This is a genomic window from Nocardia sp. NBC_01730 (genome assembly GCF_035920445.1).
GTDB lineage: Bacteria > Actinomycetota > Actinomycetes > Mycobacteriales > Mycobacteriaceae > Nocardia.
Window position 1 is genome coordinate 4,378,992 of sequence record NZ_CP109162.1, and the last position, 18,142, is coordinate 4,397,133.

Annotated in this window: 15 protein-coding genes; 11 read left to right on the plus strand and 4 right to left on the minus strand. The window is 66.9% G+C overall.

The window, feature by feature from the left end; genetic code table 11:
• Window positions 1-100: 100 nt before the first annotated feature.
• Window positions 101-1,942 (minus strand): DNA helicase RecQ, encoded by a 1,842-nt coding sequence (gene recQ / locus OHB12_RS17515; RefSeq protein ID WP_327121185.1) that lies wholly within the window; start codon window positions 1,940-1,942, stop codon window positions 101-103.
• Between the two features lie 228 nt (window positions 1,943-2,170).
• On the opposite strand from recQ, the gene OHB12_RS17520 reads away from it, so the two are divergent.
• Entirely contained in the window at window positions 2,171-3,142 is a 972-nt protein-coding gene (locus tag OHB12_RS17520; protein ID WP_327109690.1) for a hypothetical protein, read from the plus strand.
• 421 nt (window positions 3,143-3,563) lie between these two features.
• On the opposite strand, the gene OHB12_RS17525 is transcribed toward OHB12_RS17520, so the two are convergent.
• A complete protein-coding gene (locus OHB12_RS17525) occupies window positions 3,564-4,505 on the minus strand; it encodes a GlxA family transcriptional regulator (protein WP_327109691.1) in 942 nt (313 codons plus the stop codon).
• A gap of 108 nt (window positions 4,506-4,613) precedes the next feature.
• Between OHB12_RS17525 and OHB12_RS17530 the strand changes: the two genes are divergently transcribed.
• Window positions 4,614-5,537, plus strand: a complete 924-nt coding sequence (locus OHB12_RS17530) for an NAD-dependent epimerase/dehydratase family protein (protein WP_327109692.1) — start codon at window positions 4,614-4,616, stop codon at window positions 5,535-5,537.
• 586 nt (window positions 5,538-6,123) lie between these two features.
• Here OHB12_RS17530 and hisN read toward each other — a convergent pair.
• Both hisN and OHB12_RS17540 read right to left on the minus strand, forming a co-directional pair.
• Window positions 6,124-6,918, minus strand: a complete 795-nt coding sequence (hisN, locus tag OHB12_RS17535) for a histidinol-phosphatase (protein WP_442799807.1) — start codon at window positions 6,916-6,918, stop codon at window positions 6,124-6,126.
• Window positions 6,919-7,197: 279 nt separating this feature from the next.
• A complete protein-coding gene (locus tag OHB12_RS17540; protein ID WP_327109693.1) occupies window positions 7,198-7,794 on the minus strand; it encodes an NADPH-dependent FMN reductase in 597 nt (198 codons plus the stop codon).
• A 143-nt stretch (window positions 7,795-7,937) separates the two neighbouring features.
• Between OHB12_RS17540 and OHB12_RS17545 the strand changes: the two genes are divergently transcribed.
• The 9 genes from OHB12_RS17545 to OHB12_RS17585 all read left to right on the plus strand — a co-directional run bounded on the left by OHB12_RS17545 (window position 7,938) and on the right by OHB12_RS17585 (window position 18,115).
• Window positions 7,938-8,798 (plus strand): helix-turn-helix transcriptional regulator, encoded by an 861-nt coding sequence (locus OHB12_RS17545; protein WP_327109694.1) that lies wholly within the window; start codon window positions 7,938-7,940, stop codon window positions 8,796-8,798.
• A gap of 397 nt (window positions 8,799-9,195) precedes the next feature.
• A complete protein-coding gene (gene prfB, locus OHB12_RS17550) occupies window positions 9,196-10,311 on the plus strand; it encodes a peptide chain release factor 2 (RefSeq protein ID WP_327109695.1) in 1,116 nt (371 codons plus the stop codon).
• Entirely contained in the window at window positions 10,312-11,172 is an 861-nt protein-coding gene (locus OHB12_RS17555) for a mechanosensitive ion channel family protein (protein WP_327109696.1), read from the plus strand. It abuts the gene before it with no gap.
• A gap of 16 nt (window positions 11,173-11,188) precedes the next feature.
• Window positions 11,189-11,311: a hypothetical protein gene (locus OHB12_RS17560; RefSeq protein WP_327109697.1), complete on the plus strand. Its 123-nt coding sequence runs from the start codon at window positions 11,189-11,191 to the stop codon at window positions 11,309-11,311.
• A gap of 84 nt (window positions 11,312-11,395) precedes the next feature.
• Window positions 11,396-12,085 (plus strand): cell division ATP-binding protein FtsE, encoded by a 690-nt coding sequence (ftsE, locus tag OHB12_RS17565; protein ID WP_327109698.1) that lies wholly within the window; start codon window positions 11,396-11,398, stop codon window positions 12,083-12,085.
• Entirely contained in the window at window positions 12,085-12,990 is a 906-nt protein-coding gene (gene ftsX, locus OHB12_RS17570) for a permease-like cell division protein FtsX (protein ID WP_327109699.1), read from the plus strand. The genes ftsE and ftsX overlap by 1 nt, the downstream gene beginning before the upstream one ends.
• A gap of 258 nt (window positions 12,991-13,248) precedes the next feature.
• Window positions 13,249-14,643: an acyl-CoA dehydrogenase family protein gene (locus tag OHB12_RS17575; protein WP_442800107.1), complete on the plus strand. Its 1,395-nt coding sequence runs from the start codon at window positions 13,249-13,251 to the stop codon at window positions 14,641-14,643.
• Between the two features lie 32 nt (window positions 14,644-14,675).
• The gene (locus OHB12_RS17580; protein WP_327109701.1) at window positions 14,676-15,905 is read left to right on the plus strand and encodes an acyl-CoA dehydrogenase family protein; all 1,230 of its coding nucleotides are present in this window, start codon (window positions 14,676-14,678) and stop codon (window positions 15,903-15,905) included.
• Window positions 15,906-16,489: 584 nt separating this feature from the next.
• Window positions 16,490-18,115 (plus strand): acyl-CoA synthetase, encoded by a 1,626-nt coding sequence (locus OHB12_RS17585; RefSeq protein ID WP_327109702.1) that lies wholly within the window; start codon window positions 16,490-16,492, stop codon window positions 18,113-18,115.
• Window positions 18,116-18,142: the final 27 nt, after the last annotated feature.

Consider the following 18,142-nt stretch of genomic DNA (forward strand, 5'->3'; position numbering starts at 1 on the left):
ACTCATGGGCGTGTCGCTGCCACTGACGCTGTCCTCCACAGTCGTTCGCGGACCCGACCGCGCCCATCGGTAACCGGACGTGCGGTGACCCGTGGACGGCTCACCCCGCGGCGAGCACCTCGAGAACCTGCTCTCCGTACTTCGCGAGCTTGTTCTCGCCGACGCCGCCGACTCCGCCGAGATCAGCGAGACTCGCGGGTTTGCGGGCCGCGATCTCGCGCAAGGTGGCGTCGTGGAAGACGACGTATGCCGGGACGCCCTGTTCCTTGGCGGTGGCCGCGCGCCATTCGCGCAGCTTCTCGAACAGCGGCACGTCGGCGGACGGCAGCTCGGCGGCTGCGGATTTACCCACTTTTGCGGCGCGCGCGGGTTTGGCTGCTCGTTCGGGTTCCCGACGCAGCAGCACTTGGCGCCCGTCGAACAGCACCTCGCTGCTGGCCTCGGTGAGCGTCAGGACACCGTAGTCACCGTGCACCGCGAGCAGGCCACAGGCGAGCAGTTGCCGGACCACGCCGCGCCATTCCGTATCGCGCAGATCGGTGCCGATGCCGAAGACCTTCAGCTCGTGATGGTCGTATTGCAGTACCTTCTGGTTCTTCTTACCGAGCAGAATGTCGACGATATGGCCCGCGCCGAAACGCTGGCCCCGTTCCCGCTCGAGCCGCAGAACCGTGGACAACAGCTTCTGCGCGGCCACGGTGCCGTCCCAGGATTGCGGTGGCAACAGGCAGGTGTCGCAGTTGCCGCATGGCAGGCCGGGCTGGCCGAAGTACGCCAGCAGCTGGGTGCGGCGGCAACTCACCGTCTCACACAACGCGAGCATCGCCTCCAGGTGCAGTTGGAGCTGGCGGCGGTGGGCGGCGTCACCGTCGGAGGCCTCGATCAGTTTGCGTTGCTGCACCACATCGCTGAGGCCATAGACCATCCACGCGGTGGACGGCAACCCATCTCGGCCCGCGCGACCGGTCTCCTGGTAGTAGCCCTCGACAGACTTCGGCAGGTCGAGGTGTGCGACGAAGCGCACGTCGGGTTTGTCGATGCCCATCCCGAACGCAATAGTCGCCACGACGACCAGACCGTCTTCGCGCAGGAACCGCGACTGATTCACGGCACGCGTGCGATTGTCCAGGCCAGCGTGATACGGCACGGCAGTGATGCCGTTTTCGGTGAGAAAAGCGGCGGTCTTCTCCACCGAGTTGCGCGAGAGGCAGTAGACGATGCCCGCGTCCCCCGGGTGCTCGGTTCGGATGAATTCCAGCAGCTGACGCTCGGGCCGGTTCTTCGGCTCGATCCGGTACTGGATATTGGGTCGATCGAAACTGGCGACGAAGCGACGGGCCGAACCGAGGTCGAGGCGCTGGATGATCTCGTCGCGCGTCTTCTCGGTGGCGGTCGCGGTCAACGCGATCCGCGGCACGTCCGGCCACCGCTCGTGCAGCATGGAAAGGCCCAGGTAATCGGGGCGGAAGTCGTGACCCCACTGGGAGACGCAGTGCGCCTCATCGATGGCGAACAAGGCGACCTTGCCCCGATTGAGCAGCTTTGCGGTCGATTCCAGGCGCAGCCGCTCCGGCGCCAGATACAGCAGGTCGAGTTCCCCCGCCACGAATTGCGCTTCCACCATCCGGCGCTCGTCGGGGTACTGGGTAGAGTTCAGGAAGCCCGCGCGCACGCCGAGGGCACTGAGCGCGTCCACCTGATCCTGCATCAGCGCGATCAGCGGCGAGACCACCACCCCGACGCCGGGACGCACCAGGGCGGGCACCTGGTAGCAGAGTGACTTGCCGCCGCCGGTCGGCATGAGGACCAGTGCGTCGCCGCCCGCGACCACGTGCTCGACGATCTCGTGCTGGTCGCCGCGGAAGCTGTCGTAGCCGAAGACTCGGCGTAGAACCTGTTGCGCCGCACCGGATCCGGCGTCCACACCGGGCTCGCCGTCCATCGCCACAGCCGCGAAGTCATCGGGGGAATTCACCCGGCCCATCCTACGAGCGCTCGCCCGCGGCGGTACGGGTACGTCTCGTCGTTCACCGTGCTCGACCCACTAGTTCTCCACATGTGGATAACCGAACGTCGCCTGCCCGACCCCGATCCGTTGACATGCGGATTCATCCATCCGTGGTAATCCGTCGAGTCGGCCGCATCGTTCGACGCTGTTACGTTCACTTTCATGGCAACAGGAACGGGCAGCAATCGAGTTCGGGCGGCGGTGCTCACCGCAGCCGTATTCGCGGGGATCGCGGCGGCCATGCCGACGTCGCAGGCGGGGACAATCCCCACCATGTGCTCAGAGGGGTGGGAAGCCACCACGGTGGTAGAGGGTGTCGGCAATCTGGAGAACCTCGACTCCGACGGGCGTGGCGGCTTCTACGTCACCGGGATCATGGACGGGTACCTCGCGCACGTCGACAGCGCCGCCCGGATGGAGAAGCTGGTAACGGGGTTGTGGCGTCCGGCAGGAGTGCGCGTCGCGGGACCGTACGTCTACTTCCTCACCGGTGACGGACTCAGCGAACCGCCAGGCACGCTACAGCGCTACGACACCACGACCGGCACGGTGCAAATCCTGCTCACCGGGCTGAACGGTCCGAATGGACTGCTGTTGCTGCCGGACGGCAGCCTGCTGTTCACCACCATCGGCCTCGGCGGTCCGACCGGCATCTCTCGCTACTGGCCCGCGACAAACGAGTACGAGCGGGATTGGGCGAGCCTGCCGCCGGCCAACGGCATCGCGCTCGCCGCCGACGGCGAGTCGATCTACGTCGACACGATGACCCTGCAGATCTACCGCGTCCCGCTGCACGACCCCAGTCACCCGACCCTCGTCTCGGGTATCCCCGACTTGATCGCAGTACCCGACGATATGGAGGCCACCCGCGCCGGAGCCCTGTTCGTCGCCGATCACATTCTCGGCGCCGTCTACCAGGTGGACATGGCCACCGGCGCGACCTGCGCGATTATCACCGGCCTGATCAAGCCCGGCCCCGTACGCAACCCACCGGACGGCGCCACCTCCGTCCGCATCGCTCGCGACGGAGATTCGTGGTCGCTGTTCGTCACCAGTATGGACGGCACCCTTCGCCGCCTGCGCCCACCGGCAGGGTTCGACATCACCCCTGCGACACCGGGCAAAACCGGATAAGCCGGGCTTACGCATATCGGCCGCAAGGCATTGCGCCACCGATCTCCTGGTCGTTGGTTATCGAGCCCCGACAGGCTCTGAACTGCATGTTTGATGGTTTCTGCCGTCAGCTGTTGTCAGCGTTTGCTGGCTACGCTGGTGAATTCCGACGTCGGTTATCGGTGGACTACTACGTCGGCCGACGAGGCTGAGGTCCGTTGGCGTCAGTGAAATCTGGCGTCACTGACGAGCGTGTCTCGCTGGCTGAGCATGCCCGTCGAATGCACGCTCATGCCGATGAGTGTGCGTTGGCCAGCTGCTGGAAAGCCCGCAACGATGGTCGCCGCAGGACAGTCCGACCAGTCGCCGCGAGCCGGCTGTCCGGACGGCTTGTCGACGGCCCGGACGAGCCTGCTGGCGGCAGCGGTCCGATACGAGTTGTTCAGCGGCGGTTGAAGGTGCTGCGGTACGCGCTGGGGGTGAGGCCGTGTCGCCGCATCAGGTGCAGGCGTAGTGATTCCGCTGTGCCCAGTCCGGACTGGCGGGCGATCTCCGGCACGGGCAGGTCGGTGGCTTCCAGCAGTTCGCGTGCGCGGTCGACGCGCTGGTGCAGGAGCCATTGCAGGGGGCTGGATCCCGTTTCGGCGCGGAACCGGCGGGTGAGGGTGCGGGTACTGACGTGGGCGTGGGCGGCCAGCTCGTGGAGAGTGAGTGGTTGGTCGAGTCGTTGCAGCGCCCAGGCGCGGGTTTCGGCCAGTGAGGTTCCGGTTTCCGGCGGCAGTGGCGTCTCGATGAACTGCGCCTGGCCCCCGGGACGCAGAGGCGCGACGACGGCGAGGCGGGCCACAGCGTTGGCCACCGTAGCGCCGTGGTCGCGGCGCACGATGTACACGCATAGGTCGAGTCCGGCGGCCAGTCCGGCCGAGGTGAGGATCTGGCCGTCGTCCACGAACAGCACGTCCGGTTGCAGGTCGACGTCGGGGAAGCGCTCGCGCATCTCGGCCGAATACAGCCAGTAGGTGGTGGCCGGGCGCCCGGTCAGGAGGCCAGCCTGGGCCAGGACGAACGCACCGGTGCAGATGGAGGCGATGCGCGTGCCTGCGGCAGCGGCCGCGCGCAGGGTATCGAGCACGCGAGGGTCGCCCTCGATGCGTGCTCCGGTTCCGGTGACGATAACGGTGTCGGCCGTCGCGATCTGCTCCAGGCCGTGGTCGACCACCACGGCACGCCCGGTGTATGCGGCGACCGCGCCGGGGTCGGGGGTGCATACGACCACTTCGTAGACAGGCTCGCCGTCGACTCGTGCCGCGGGGAATACCATCTCGGGGATCGCCAGGTCGAAGGTGGTCACCGGCGGCACGGCGAGAACGACGACACGATGCATGGCTCGATCCTTGGGATATGTGGCATTCTGGCCACTACCCTAGTCGAACGTTGCTCGGCACAGTGGGAACGGGTCGCTGCGGGGCGGCTCGAATCGAGGAGGAATTCGATGTCCCTACATGTCGTCGCAGGCGCCGGAAGTACCGGAAGCCGCACCGCCTTGCTGCTGGCCGAGGCGGGCGACCGGGTCCGTCTGGTCAGCCGGCGCGGGCTCGGTCCGGAGCATCCGTCGATCGAACGGGTTGTCGGCGACACCACCGACGCCGACGGGCTCGCCGCCCTGACCGAGGGCGCCCGGACCCTGATCAACACCACCTGGCCCGCCTACGACCGCTGGCCCACGGACTTCCCGCCGATCGCCACGAGCCTCCTGGCCGCGGCCGAACTTGCGGACGCCAATTATGTGTCGTTGAGCAATTCCTACGGCTACGGTCTGGTGGACGGACCGATGACAGAGGGGTTACCTATGTCCCCAATCGCGGCAAAAGGCGCTGTTCGGGCGCGGATGTGGCTCGACGCGCTCGCCGCGCACGACGCCGGTCGGGTGCGCGTCACCGAGGTGCGCGCGGCGAGCTATCTGGGCCGGGACGCCGGATCGGTATTCAACTTCCTGGTGACGCTGAAAGTGATCGCGGGACAACCGGCCTCGTACCCCGGCGATCCGGACGCGCTCAAGAGTTGGTCGTATGTCGACGATGTCGCACGTACCCTGGCGACCGTCGCCCGCGACGACCGCGCCTGGGGCCGGGCCTGGCATGTGCCGTCGACGGTGATGTCGCTGCGCGATCTGGTGGCCCGGCTGGCGAAGGTCGCGGGTGCGCCCGAGCCACAGCTGGTTCCGATGTCCAGAGTGGATCTGGCCTGGGCGGGTGCGACCGACCCGATCTCCGCCGAACTGATCGAAATGCTCTACCAATTCGAGCACCCCGACGTGCTCGACTCGAGCCTGACCCAGCGCACGTTCGGCCTGTCGCCGACCCTCATCGACGAGGTACTCGCCGACACCGCCCTCTTCGGCACTTCCGCCGTTTAGTGTTCGGCCAATCGACCATCCCAGATCTTGCCCGGAGCGTCGATTCACAGCTGCCAACGACTCGGTGCGGCAAGCCTGACACGGAATGCACTCTTCTGCCGCTTCCCGCGCCACCGCACGCTACGGCAAAGCGCTGACAGCCACACAGCTAATGCGTCAGGTCCAAGCGACCAGCAACACTGCTGACAACAACTGACGTGAGCTGTACGGGGCTAGATAACGGGCGGGCACTGCTTCTGACAGCAGGCGAGCCGCGAGTCCGGTGGTGAATGGTTCATGTGGCGCGACGAGTCCGCCACGCTCGTCGCCTCGGTTTGTCTCAACTGGCAGGATCCGGAGTTCTGGGGCGCGGACGACGACACCGAAGTGGGCTACCAATGATCCGCCAGTGCGACCGCACCCTCGCCGGCGGCGTCACCCGGCAACGCCTGGACAGTGCCGCCGATAACCAGATTCTCCGAAAGAATTACACCGCACAAGGTTCATCGACCACTGGGAGACAACGCTGCCGCCCCAATTCCACGGAACCACGCACCTCATCCTGATGGAGTAACTACACAGCTACTAACCCGGTGTCCGAGGTCGCTCAGCCCCGGAAACGGTCGCGGACCTCGTCGTGCAGGAGCCCGTTGGTGGCGATGGCGTCGCCGCCGTGCGGGCCCGGTTTGCCGTCGAGAGAGGTGAAGCGGCCGCCCGCTTCCCGGACGAGGATGTCCAGAGCGGCCAGATCCCACAGGGACACTTCGGGTTCGGTGGCGATGTCGACGGCGCCCTCGGCGACCAGGCAGTAGCTGAGGAAATCGCCGTAGCCGCGCACCCGCCAGACGTCGTCGGTCAGTGTGATGAAGTCGTCGCGCAGACCGCGGTCGCGCCAGCCGGACAGGCTGGAAAACGCCAGACTCGCCGAGCTCAACTCGCCGACGGCGGAGACCGAAATCTCCTTGGCCGCCCCCGATTCGAAGCTCGACCACGCACCCGAACCGGCGGCGGCCCACCACCGCCGGGCCAGCGCGGGCGCGCTCACCACACCGACGACCGGCTCGCCGTCCTCCAGCAGCGCGATCAGCGTCGCCCAGATCGGCACCCGCCGCACGAAGTTCTTCGTGCCGTCGATCGGATCGACCACCCACTGCCTTCCGCTGAACTCGGCGGCGCCGCCGAACTCCTCACCGAGCACCGCGTCGGCCTGCCGCGTCTCGGACAGCACCTGCCGGATCGCCTTCTCCACGGCCAGGTCGGCATCCGAGACCGGCGTCAGATCCGGCTTCGCGTCGACTTTCAGATCCAGCGCACCGAAGCGGGCCCGGGTGATGGCGTCGGCCGCATCGGCCAGTCGCAGGGCGAGTTCGAGATCGGAGGAGTACGAGGAGTACACAGCCACGCCCCGCACCCTATCGGTCCAGTGCAGGCCGACCGCGCTCACCGACGTCCGAGTGCGGGGCAGCCGACCGTGCCGCACCGATACGGCACCGCGACGCGCGGTGACGGCGGACGCGAGCTTTCGACGCTTCTGTCCGGACCCTCGATGCTCCACCCGCATCAACGGCGCACCCACGCCCCAGCTCGCACTTTATCGAGGGGCCCGCTGTGCCGGGCCCTTCGACGCAGTTCCGCGAAGCTGCGGCGCCACGTGGAGACAACTACCCACCCGCCCCGGCACTCACGCCGCCGCCTGAACTGCGCGAGCGGTGTTCAGTGCGCCCGCCCACCACAACAATTGGTCCAGCATCGCCGCTGCGGCCGCGGCGGGCTCATCGGGTTCCAGCAGCCGGCCCTCGGCGTCGAAGAGCAGGTAGTAGCGCGGGAACGAAACGTAATCGCGGACGGTGTGCGCGTTCAGTTCGTTGAAGATCTGGCGCAGGTGCTCGATGGCGAGCAGGCCGCCACTGGCGCCGCTGTAGCCGACAAACCCGATCGCCTTGGCGTCCCACTGGGTGTAGTGCCAGTCGATGGCGGCCTTCAGCGCGGCCGGGATGCTGCGGTTGTAGTCGGGCGTGACGATGACGAACGCGTCAGCCGCCGTGAGCCGACGGGTGAGCTCGATCATGCCCTCTGGTCGCTGGGGGTTCGGCTCCAGCGCCGGGGAAACGGCGGGTAGTTCGAGCGGCAGGTGCGCCTCGGCCAGATCGATGACGTCCACGTCGAACGCATCGTGCCGCCGTGCCTGCTCGGTGAACCACGAGGCCACGACGGGTCCGAAGCGGCCATCCCGGACGCTGCCGATGATCACCGCGAGCTTCAGTGGGGCGTTGGACATGCTGTTCCTCCTCGGATCACAGAACGGCCTGGTCGGGCCGCAGGTCCCAATCTGCTGCCCGGCAGGAAGGCGAGGAAGACCGCCACAAGAGTGGTAGTGACAGGGACACGCTCCGACGGTTTCTCCTTGTTACCGTTCGAGGGGTGAGCGACAACGAGCTAGGTCTGTTCCTGCGCACTCGCCGCGAAGCGGTGACGCCCGCCCAGGTCGGCCTGCCCACCGGGCCCCGTCGCCGCACCCCCGGGCTGCGCCGCGCGGAACTGGCGACGCTGGCCGGAGTGAGCGTCGAGTACGTGACCCGCCTCGAGCAGGGCCGCGACCGCCACCCCTCGCCGCAGGTGCTGTCCGCACTGGCCGACGCGCTGCGCCTGAGTCCGTCCGAGCGCATCCACCTGCACCGCCTGAGCAAGGCCGCGGACACCGGGTTCAGCTGCATGGGCGGCGCGCAGCCGCAGCGCGGCATTCGCTCCACCATCCGGGCGATCCTGGACCGTCTCGAACCCGCGCCCGCCGTGGTGGTGAACAGCCTGACCGAGGTTCTCGCCTACACCGACGGCTACCACCGGCTGATGGCGCCGACCGGCCTGTTCACCGGCCCCGCCACCCCGGCGAACCTGTCCCGTTTCGTTTTCACCAGTCCCGGCGCCCGCGCCCTCTACCCGGACTGGGAGCACGCCGCCGACGAGATGGTCGCCAGGCTGAAGCAAGGCCCGTTCCGCGCGGACCCGCACATCGCCGCCCTCGCCGACGAGCTCACCGTCACCGTTGGCCCCGCGTTCGCCGACCGCGTAGACACCGTCCCCAGCCTGGCCGCCGCCACGGGCATCACCCGGTTCGCCCACCCCGAGGCCGGTCCCCTCCGCCTCGCCTACGAGATCCTCGACCTCTCCGCCGACGACGATCAGCACCTGATCGTCCACCTCCCGGCCGATGAAGCGACCGCCGCCGCCCTCGACAGACTCACCGGCCGCCGCCCCGGCGCGTTGCACGCGGTCTCCGGCTGACCGCGCCTGATCCCTCGACAATCGCAGGCCCGATGCCCTCGATCCCAACACACTCGGCTCGCCTTCACGAAACGCCCATTCAGGCGATCCACCGGCCCTGGGCCGCTCTCATTCCACCGGCGATATCTGCCACGTTCCTGCACGGGTCACGCCGCGCAACCCCGGCGACTGACAAAACATCAACTGCGCCAACGACGGTGGCCGCTTAGGGTAGAAACATGAGGCGTCCACCGCACCGCACCCTCCCGGAATCGGGCGGTCACCGAGCGCGGACCGCCGACGCAGCCCGCCCGTCTCAGCCCTCCGCCGCGCTGCGCACACGGACCGACGCCGTGCCGAACCCCGCCGCGCGCACTAGTGTGCTGCGGCCTCCGAGAGGCAGCTAGGCTTGACGATCGTGCATCCTGACGTTTCCGCTGATCTCGCCGAACTCGACGCCACTCTCAAGACAGTCGAATCGGTCCTCGACATCGAGGAGCTGCGCCGGCGAATCGACGAGCTCGAGCACCAGGCGGCGGATCCCGATCTGTGGAACGACCAGGACCACGCCCAGCAGGTGACCAGCGAACTCTCGCACGCGCAGGGCGAGCTGCGCCGGGTCGAGGAACTGCGCCAGCGACTCGAAGACCTGCCCGTCCTCTACGAGCTCGCCGAGGAGGAAGACGGCGAGGGCAAGGTCACCGCGCTGGCGGAGGCCGACGCCGAGCGGGCCGCGCTGCACGGTGACGTGGAGGCGATGGAGGTCCGCACCCTGCTGTCGGGTGAATACGACAAGCGTGACGCGCTGGTCAACATCCGTTCCGGCGCCGGTGGCGTGGATGCCGCCGACTGGGCCGAGATGCTGATGCGCATGTACATCCGGTGGGCCGACCGCCACAAGTACGCAGTCGAGGTGTACGACACCTCCTACGCCGAAGAAGCGGGTATCAAGAGCGCCACCTTCGCGGTGAAGACCCCGTACGCCTACGGCACCCTGTCGGTCGAGATGGGCACGCACCGACTGGTGCGGATCAGCCCGTTCGACAACCAGGGCCGCCGCCAGACCTCTTTTGCCGAGGTAGAGGTGCTGCCCGTAGTCGAGACCACCGACCACATCGAGATTCCCGAGACGGAGATCCGCGTTGACGTGTACCGCTCGTCGGGCCCCGGCGGCCAGAGCGTCAACACCACCGACTCCGCGGTCCGCATCACCCATCTACCCACCGGCATCGTGGTGACCTGCCAAAACGAGAAATCTCAGCTACAGAACAAGATCTCTGCCATGCGGGTGCTGCAGGCCAAACTGCTGGAGCGCAAGCGACAGGAGGAGCGCGCCGAAATGGACGCGCTGAAGACCAACGAGGGCGCGTCCTGGGGCAACCAGATGCGCTCCTACGTGCTGCACCCGTATCAGATGGTCAAGGACCTACGGACGAATTTCGAGGTCAACAACCCGTCGTCGGTACTCGACGGTGACATCGACGGGTTCATCGAGTCCGGTATCCGCTGGCGGATGCGAGAGCAGGCGAGCTAGATGAATATCGCGGGAATCCAGGCGGTCGCCTCCACCGGTTTCACCACCTGGCTGCGCGGTGCGGGGCTCGAGATCGTGCTGCTCATTCTCGGAGCGGTGCTGTTCAGCCGGTTCGCCACGTTCGCCCGAGACCGGGTCACTCGCAAGATCGACGCCGGATTCCGCAGCAGCGACGCGCTGGTTCGGACCGAGGCGGCCAAGCACCGGCATGCGCTGGCCCAGGTGCTCACATGGGTCGTGCTGACCATCGTCTATGTGCTGATCACCATGGAGGTGCTGCGGCGGCTCGGTTTCGCCGTGACCGGATTGGTCGCGCCCGCCGCCGTGCTCGGCGCCGCGCTCGGTTTCGGCGCGCAGCGCATCGTGCAGGACATTCTCGCCGGGTTCTTCCTGATCGCCGAGCGGCAGTACGGATTCGGCGATGTGGTCCGCATCGCGGTTACTGGATCCGCGGAGCATGCCGAAGGTACGGTCGAGGACGTCACGTTGCGGATCACCACCTTGCGCAACGCGGACGGTGAGGTGATCACCGTGCCCAATGGCCAGATTGTGAAAGTCACGAATCTGTCGAAGGATTGGGCGCGGGCCGCGATCGACGTGCCGGTGGCCGCGAGCGCCGACATCACCAGGGTCAACGAGATCCTGCACGAGGTCGGTACAAAGGCGTACGAAGACGCTCGCCTCAAGCCATTGCTGCTCGACGAGCCCACCGTCATGGGTGTGGAAGACCTGACCGTCGACCAGATGAACATCCGAATGGTTGCCCGCACGTTGCCAGGCAAACAATTCGAAGTCGGACGCGAACTGCGGGTGCGGGTAGCCGCGGCATTGCGCCGGGAGGGAATCAGTGAGACCACGTAGATCCACGGCGATCCTGATGGCAACCTGGGTCGCCACCTTTGTGCTGTACGTCATAATCAGACCGGATGAGACCACCTCCGCGCCGACCCCGGTGAACACCATTCCCGCAGCGGTGATTACGGAGCCGCCGATCCGCTGAGCGGCGCGGGATGCGCCGCCACCAGCCCGTCACCCGTGGTTGACGACGCAAGGTACGCGCGGCTGCTGGCTACACTGGCTCCCCGTGATCACCATGCGGAACGTCACCAAGTCGTACAAGACCTCGACGCGGCCCGCGCTGGACAACATCACCGTCGATGTGGGCAAGGGCGAGTTCGTCTTCATCATCGGACCGTCCGGCTCGGGCAAGTCGACCTTCATGCGGCTGCTGCTCAAAGAGGAATCCCCCACAGCGGGCGAGATCCAGGTTGCCGACTTCCGGGTCGACCGGCTGCCCAACCGCAGGGTGCCGAAGTTGCGCCAGCGGATGGGGTGCGTGTTCCAGGACTTCCGGCTGTTGCAGCAGAAGACGGTGTACCAAAACGTCGCGTTCGCGCTGGAGGTGATCGGCAAACGGCGCCAGTTCATCGACCGCACCGTCCCAGAGGTGCTGGACATGGTGGGACTCGGCGGCAAGGCCGATCGACTGCCAACGGAGCTATCCGGTGGCGAACAGCAGCGCGTGGCCATCGCACGAGCCTTCGTGAACCGGCCGCTGGTGTTGCTGGCCGACGAACCGACCGGCAACCTCGACCCCGACACCAGTGGCGACATCATGATGTTGCTGGAACGGATCAACCGCATCGGCACCACGGTGCTGATGGCGACGCACGACAACCACATCGTCGACGCGATGCGCAGGCGGGTGGTCGAACTCGACAACGGGCGTCTGGTGCGCGACGACGCGACCGGCGTCTACGGGGTGGGCCGATAATGCGCGCGAGCTTCCTGTTCAGCGAGGTCTTCGCGGGCCTGCGCCGCAACGTCACGATGACCATCGCGATGATCCTGACCACCGCGGTCTCGCTCACCATGCTCGGTGGCGGTCTGCTCGCGGTGCGCATCGCGGACAAGACCGAGCAGTACTTCCTCGACCGGCTCGAGGTGCGGCTGTATCTCACCGAGGACGTCTCGGCCAACGACCCGGACTGTTCGCAGGACCCGTGCCGATCGCTCATGGCCGATCTGAAGGCAACCAGCGGCGTGCAGTCGGTTCAGTTCCTCAACCGCGACGACGCGGTGCGCGAGGCCAAGGAGAAGACGTTCAAGGACCAGCCCGAGCTGGCCAAGTACGTCAGCGAGACGCCGCTGCCCGCGTCGCTGCGCGTGAAGATGGAGAATGCGGAGCTGTATCCGACGATCTACGAGAACTTCTACGACCGGCCGGGCGTCGGGATGGTGCGCAATGACAAGGACATCGTGGACCGGCTGGTCAGCCTGTTCGACGGGTTGCGCAACGCGGCGTTCGGTATGGCTGTGCTGCAGGCGCTGGCAGCGCTGCTGCTGATCGCGAACATGGTACAGATCGCCGCGTTCACCAGGCGCACCGAAGTGGGCATCATGCGGTTGGTGGGCGCGACGCGGTGGTACACCCAGCTGCCGTTCCTGCTGGAGGCGGTGGTCGCCGCGCTGGCCGGATCGCTGCTCGCGATGCTCGGCCTGCTCACCGCGCGGCCGCTGGTGATGGACCGCGCCCTGGGCGACCTGTTTTCCAGCAAGGTGTTCCCGCGCATCACCGGCGACGACATCGCGATGACCGCGCTGGTCATCGCGCCCGTCGGCGTGGTGTTCGCCGCCCTCACGGCATACGCGACACTGCGGTATTACGTCCGCGAGTAAGCACCCCGGCCGGATATTTCGTCGGCCGCACTATGGTGCCGCACGCAGACCTGGCAGGGTCTCCTCGAGCGTGGCGACACCCACACCTTCGCCCGGTTCGCCCTCGCGACGGCGTTCAGCCCCGCATACATCACCGTGGTCAGCAGCGGAGTCGGCGTCGACTGCACCTCGACGCCATTCTTACTCTGAAGTAAGGTGGACTTACTCAGGAGTAAGATAGCTGGGACAGACCTCACCCCGCCCATCCGAGAAAACATGGTGATGATGAGTACTCGAGACAGCGCAACGACGCGGCGTCCGGACACCTCCGCGGTCGGCTTGAACCAACCCAAGCGGGATTGGATGGGCGCGGCGATGCGGGTCATGACGACACTGACCGGGTCGGAACTCGCCCACAAGTACAACCTGCGTAAGCCGATCGAGCGAGTCACCTACGAGGGCACCAAGACCGGCTTCCGCACCCTCGGTGCCGCCACCCGCGCGTTCGCCAAGGTCGCGGGCAATGGCACGCCCAAGCGCCTCGCGGACAACGAGTCGAGAAGCAAGGGCTTCTTCGACCTGACACCGAGCGACGACCAGCAGATGATCGTGGCGACGGTCCGCGAGTTCGCCGCCGAGATCCTGCGCCCGGCGGCCTTCGACGCCGACCACGCCGCCAAGGCGCCGCGCGACCTGCTCGAGCGGGCCGCCGAACTCGGTATCACCGTGATCAACGTTCCCGAGGAACTCGACGGCGTCGCCTCGGAGCGCGGCGCGGTCACGAATTCGCTGGTCGCCGAGGCGCTGGCGCACGGAGACATGGGGCTGGCCCTGCCCATCCTGGCGCCGAGCGGCGTCGCGGTCGCACTGTCGCAGTGGGGCACCGACGCGCAGCAGAAGACCTATCTGCCGTCCTTCACCGGCAAGAACGTGCCGCAGGCCTCGGTCGTGATCAGCGAGCCGCGCGCCCTGTTCGACCCGTTCACGCTGCGGACCAAGGCGGTGCGCTCGCCGAGCGGCTACCGCATCTCGGGCGTCAAGAGCCTGGTACCTGCCGCTGCCGACGCGGAGCTGTTCCTCGTCGCCGCCGAGCTCGACGGCCGTCCCGCCCTGTTCATCATCGAGTCGGACACCCCCGGCCTGGTCGTGGAGGCCGATCCGAGCATGGGTCTGCGTGCCGCAGGCCTCGGCCGCCTGATCCTGGACAACGTCGCCGTCGGCATCGACGCGATCCTGGGCGACGGCGACGCCAAGACCCGCGCCGAGGACTACGCCGACGCCGTGCGCTTGGCGCGTCTCGGCTGGGCCTCGCTCGCCGCAGGCACCGGCCAGGCGGTGCTTGACTACGTGATTCCGTATGTGAACGAGCGGGAGGCGTTCGGCGAGCCGATCTCGCACCGGCAGGCGGTCGCCTTTATGGTCGCCGATATCGCGATCGAGCTCGACGGCCTGCGCCTGGTGACCCTGCGCGGCGCCTCTCGCGCGGAGCAGGGCCTGTCCTTCGCCCGGGAAGCAGCGCTTGCCAGGAAGCTGGCCACCGACAAAGGCATGCGAATCGGCCTCGACGGCGTTCAGCTGCTCGGTGGTCACGGCTTCACCAAGGAACACCCGGTCGAACGCTGGTACCGCGACCTGCGGGCCATCGGCGTCGCCGAAGGCATCGTGCTCATCTGATCGGCCTGTTCGTTATTCCAGGAGACTTCACCATGATCAACCTCGAACTCCCCAAGAAGCTGCGGGCCAGTGCCAACCAGGCCCACCAGGTCGCGCAGGAGATCTTCCGCCCGATCTCACGCAAGTACGACCTCGCCGAGCACGACTACCCGGTCGAGCTGGACACCATGGCCGCCATGGTGGAAGGCCTCGCCGACTCCGGCACCCAGAAGATCGGCGGCGCCGCCGGTGGCCGTGCGGATGACAGCGAGACGAACAGTCACGCCACCGAGCTGCTCGGAAACAGCAACGGCGGCAATATGTCCGCGCTGCTGAACGCGCTGGAGACCTCGTGGGGCGACGTCGGCCTGATGCTGTCGATCCCCTACCAGGGTCTGGGCAACGCGGCGATCGCCGCCGTCGCCACCGACGAGCAACTGAAACGCTTCGGCAAGGTGTGGGCCTCGATGGCCATCACGGAGCCGTCCTTCGGCTCCGACTCCGCGGCCGTGTCCACCACCGCCGTGCTCGACGGCGACGAATGGGTGCTCAACGGCGAGAAGATCTTTGTCACCGCGGGCCAGCGCTCCACCCACATCGTGGTGTGGGCGACAGTCGACAAGAGCCTCGGCCGCGCGGCGATCAAGTCGTTCGTCGTGCCGCGGGACGCTCCGGGCCTGTCGGTGGCGCGGCTCGAGCACAAGCTCGGCATCAAAGCATCCGACACGGCGGTGCTACTGCTGCAAGACTGCCGGATTCCGAAGGACAATATCCTCGGCAGCCCGGAAGTCAACGTGGAGAAGGGTTTTGCCGGGGTCATGCAGACCTTCGACAACACCCGCCCCCTTGTCGCCGCGATGGCGGTCGGTGTCGCCCGCGCCGCACTCGAGGAGTTGCGTATCATCCTGACCGACGCGGGTGTCGAGATCTCCTACGACATCCCGGCCAACAATCAGCACGCGGCCGCCGCCGAATTCCTGCGGATGGAAGCCGATTACGAGGCCGCCTACCTGCTCGCCCTGCGCGCGGCGTGGATGGCCGACAACAAGAAGCCCAACTCGCTCGAGGCCTCCATGTCCAAGGCCAAGGCGGGCCGCACCGGCACCGATGTCACCCTCAAGGCAGTCGAATTGGCCGGCGCCATCGGCTACTCGCAGCGCACCCTGTTGGAGAAGTGGGGCAGAGACTCGAAGATTCTGGACATCTTCGAAGGTACCCAGCAGATCCAGCAGTTGATCGTGGCCCGCCGGGTGCTCGGGAAGACCAGTACCGAGCTGAAATAGTAAGCAGGACAACGGAAAACCGGTGCGGGTCGACTCCACGACTCGCGCCGGTTTTCTGGTTCCGGCTCGGTGTGCCGTTGTCGGATCTATCCGTCCTGTCGGTTTTCCGCGATGTGATTTTGCTCGAAGTGGTTGATGCCGCCCTCGATGGGATTGTGTTGCAGTCCGAATTCGAAGAGCACCACCAGTTTTGGCGATACCGCGGCTGTGGACCATGCAACGTGGGCTCCGTAGCCTCGCACCCATGTGGAGCATTGTCGTCGTCGCCGTTATCAGTTGCTTGTTGATCGCCGCCGGATTCGTCTGGGGACTTCCCGGGGACTGAGGCGCCTCGTTCGCACGGGCGCAGCGGCTCCGGCCCCAACGGCTTCGGGGCCGACGTGTTCGTCTTGTCGAGTCCGGAAGAGCGAGTTGCCGAGCTGGAGCGGCAGCTGTCACCACGCTCAGCCGAATCCGATCACGTCTGAATTGTCTGGTTTATTTGTGACCTGCCCCACGCCGCACTGCTACGGTGACAACTCGACAGGCCATGCCGGTTCGCTAGGTCGAGTACCGAAGCGAGGGTTTTGTGGAGGTTTTTCGACATGAAGGTGGCGCACGCGCTGGAAGTTCTACAAGCGCTTGGGGTGCTGCGCACCCGTGGCATCAGCGATCCCCGCAGGCCGATGGAGACGCTGCGGACGATGAAGGACTCGCGGACCCTCGGCCCGCAGGCCGCGTTGATCCGGCACTCCGCGCGGATCAAGCCGGACGCGCCGGGCATCGTCGACGAGGCAGGCACGCTGACCTACCGCGAGCTGGATGAACAGTCGACCGCGATCGCGCGCGGCATGCAGACGGCGGGCATCACCGAGGGCATGGTGATCGGTGTGCTGGCGCGCGACCACCGCGGCCTGATCCTGTCCATGGCCGCAGCGGGCAAGCTCGGCGTGCGGGCGGCCCTGATGAACACGGGGTTCGCCAAACCGCAGTTCGCCGAGGTGTGCGAGCGCGAGAAGGTGAAGGCGGTGCTGCACGACAGCGAGTTCCTCGGCCTGCTCGACGCGCTGCCCGCCGACCTGCCGCGCTACATCACCTGGGCCGATGAGGGCGCCCAACTGCCCGAAGGCGCGCAAACGCTCGACGACCTGGTCGCGGCCAACTCGACCGAACCGATGCCAGCGCCGAGCAAGCCCGGCGGCTTCATCATCCTGACCAGCGGCACCACCGGCCTGCCGAAGGGCGCTCCGCGCAGCAAGGTCACGCCGCTGTCCACCGCGCAGCTGGTCGACCGCATCCCGTTCCCGCCAGGCGGCACCCAGGTGATCGTGTCGCCGATCTTCCACAGCACCGGCCTGGCCACCTGGCTGATCGGCGCGGCCCTTGGCAACAAGGTGGTGGTGCGCCGTCGCTTCGACGCCGAGGCGACATTGAAGATGGTGGCCGACCACAAGGCGGAAATGCTGGTGGCGGTGCCGACCATGCTGCACCGGATGGTCGAACTCGACCCGGCAATCCGTGCGAAGTACGACACGTCCTCGCTGAAGGCGATCGTGCTTGCCGGTTCGGCGCTGTCCCCCGAGCTCACGATCAAGGCCACCGAGGTGTTCGGGCCCGTGCTCCACAACCTCTATGGTTCGACCGAATGCGCGGTCGCGACCGTGGCCAAACCGGAGGACCTCGCCCTCGCGCCCGGAACCGTCGGCCGCGCGCCCATCACCTGCGAGGTGCGGCTCTACGACGATAACGACAAACATGTCACCGCGATCAACACGACCGCGCGCATCTTCGTCCGCAGCGGCGCACCGTTCGAGGGCTACACCGACGGCAGGAAAAAGCAGATCATCGACGGTTACATGTCCAGTGGCGATGTCGGCCACTTCGATGAGCACGGCCTGCTCATGGTGGACGGACGCGACGACGACATGATCGTCTCCGGCGGCGAGAACGTCTTCCCGCAAGAGGTGGAGAACTTGCTGCTGGAGCGCCCCGACATCTTCGACGTCGCGGTGGTCGGCGTGGACGACGTGGAGTTCGGCAAGCGGTTGCGGGCCTTCGTCGTTCCCGAGCCGGGCCACACGCCGGACGGCGAGGAGATCAAGACCTACGTCAAGAACAACCTGGCCCGCTACAAGGTGCCCCGCGAAGTGGTCTTCCTCGACGACCTCCCCCGCAACCCGACCGGCAAGCTGCTGCGCCGCGTGCTGGTGGATTACGAGGTCCAGGCCTGAACATGGACGGGCCGGGTCACGCCCGGC

Excerpts from the sequence above, each read along its gene's own strand:
- recQ (WP_327121185.1), bottom strand. The coding sequence starts at position 1,942 with ATGGACGGCGAGCCCGGTGTGGACGCCGGATCCGGTGCGGCGCAACAG.
- OHB12_RS17520 (WP_327109690.1), top strand. The coding sequence starts at position 2,171 with ATGGCAACAGGAACGGGCAGCAATCGAGTTCGGGCGGCGGTGCTCACC.
- OHB12_RS17525 (WP_327109691.1), bottom strand. The coding sequence starts at position 4,505 with ATGCATCGTGTCGTCGTTCTCGCCGTGCCGCCGGTGACCACCTTCGAC.
- OHB12_RS17530 (WP_327109692.1), top strand. The coding sequence starts at position 4,614 with ATGTCCCTACATGTCGTCGCAGGCGCCGGAAGTACCGGAAGCCGCACC.
- OHB12_RS17540 (WP_327109693.1), bottom strand. The coding sequence starts at position 7,794 with ATGTCCAACGCCCCACTGAAGCTCGCGGTGATCATCGGCAGCGTCCGG.
- OHB12_RS17555 (WP_327109696.1), top strand. The coding sequence starts at position 10,312 with ATGAATATCGCGGGAATCCAGGCGGTCGCCTCCACCGGTTTCACCACC.
- OHB12_RS17560 (WP_327109697.1), top strand. The coding sequence starts at position 11,189 with ATGGCAACCTGGGTCGCCACCTTTGTGCTGTACGTCATAATCAGACCG.
- ftsX (WP_327109699.1), top strand. The coding sequence starts at position 12,085 with ATGCGCGCGAGCTTCCTGTTCAGCGAGGTCTTCGCGGGCCTGCGCCGC.
- OHB12_RS17580 (WP_327109701.1), top strand. The coding sequence starts at position 14,676 with ATGATCAACCTCGAACTCCCCAAGAAGCTGCGGGCCAGTGCCAACCAG.
- OHB12_RS17585 (WP_327109702.1), top strand. The coding sequence starts at position 16,490 with ATGAAGGTGGCGCACGCGCTGGAAGTTCTACAAGCGCTTGGGGTGCTG.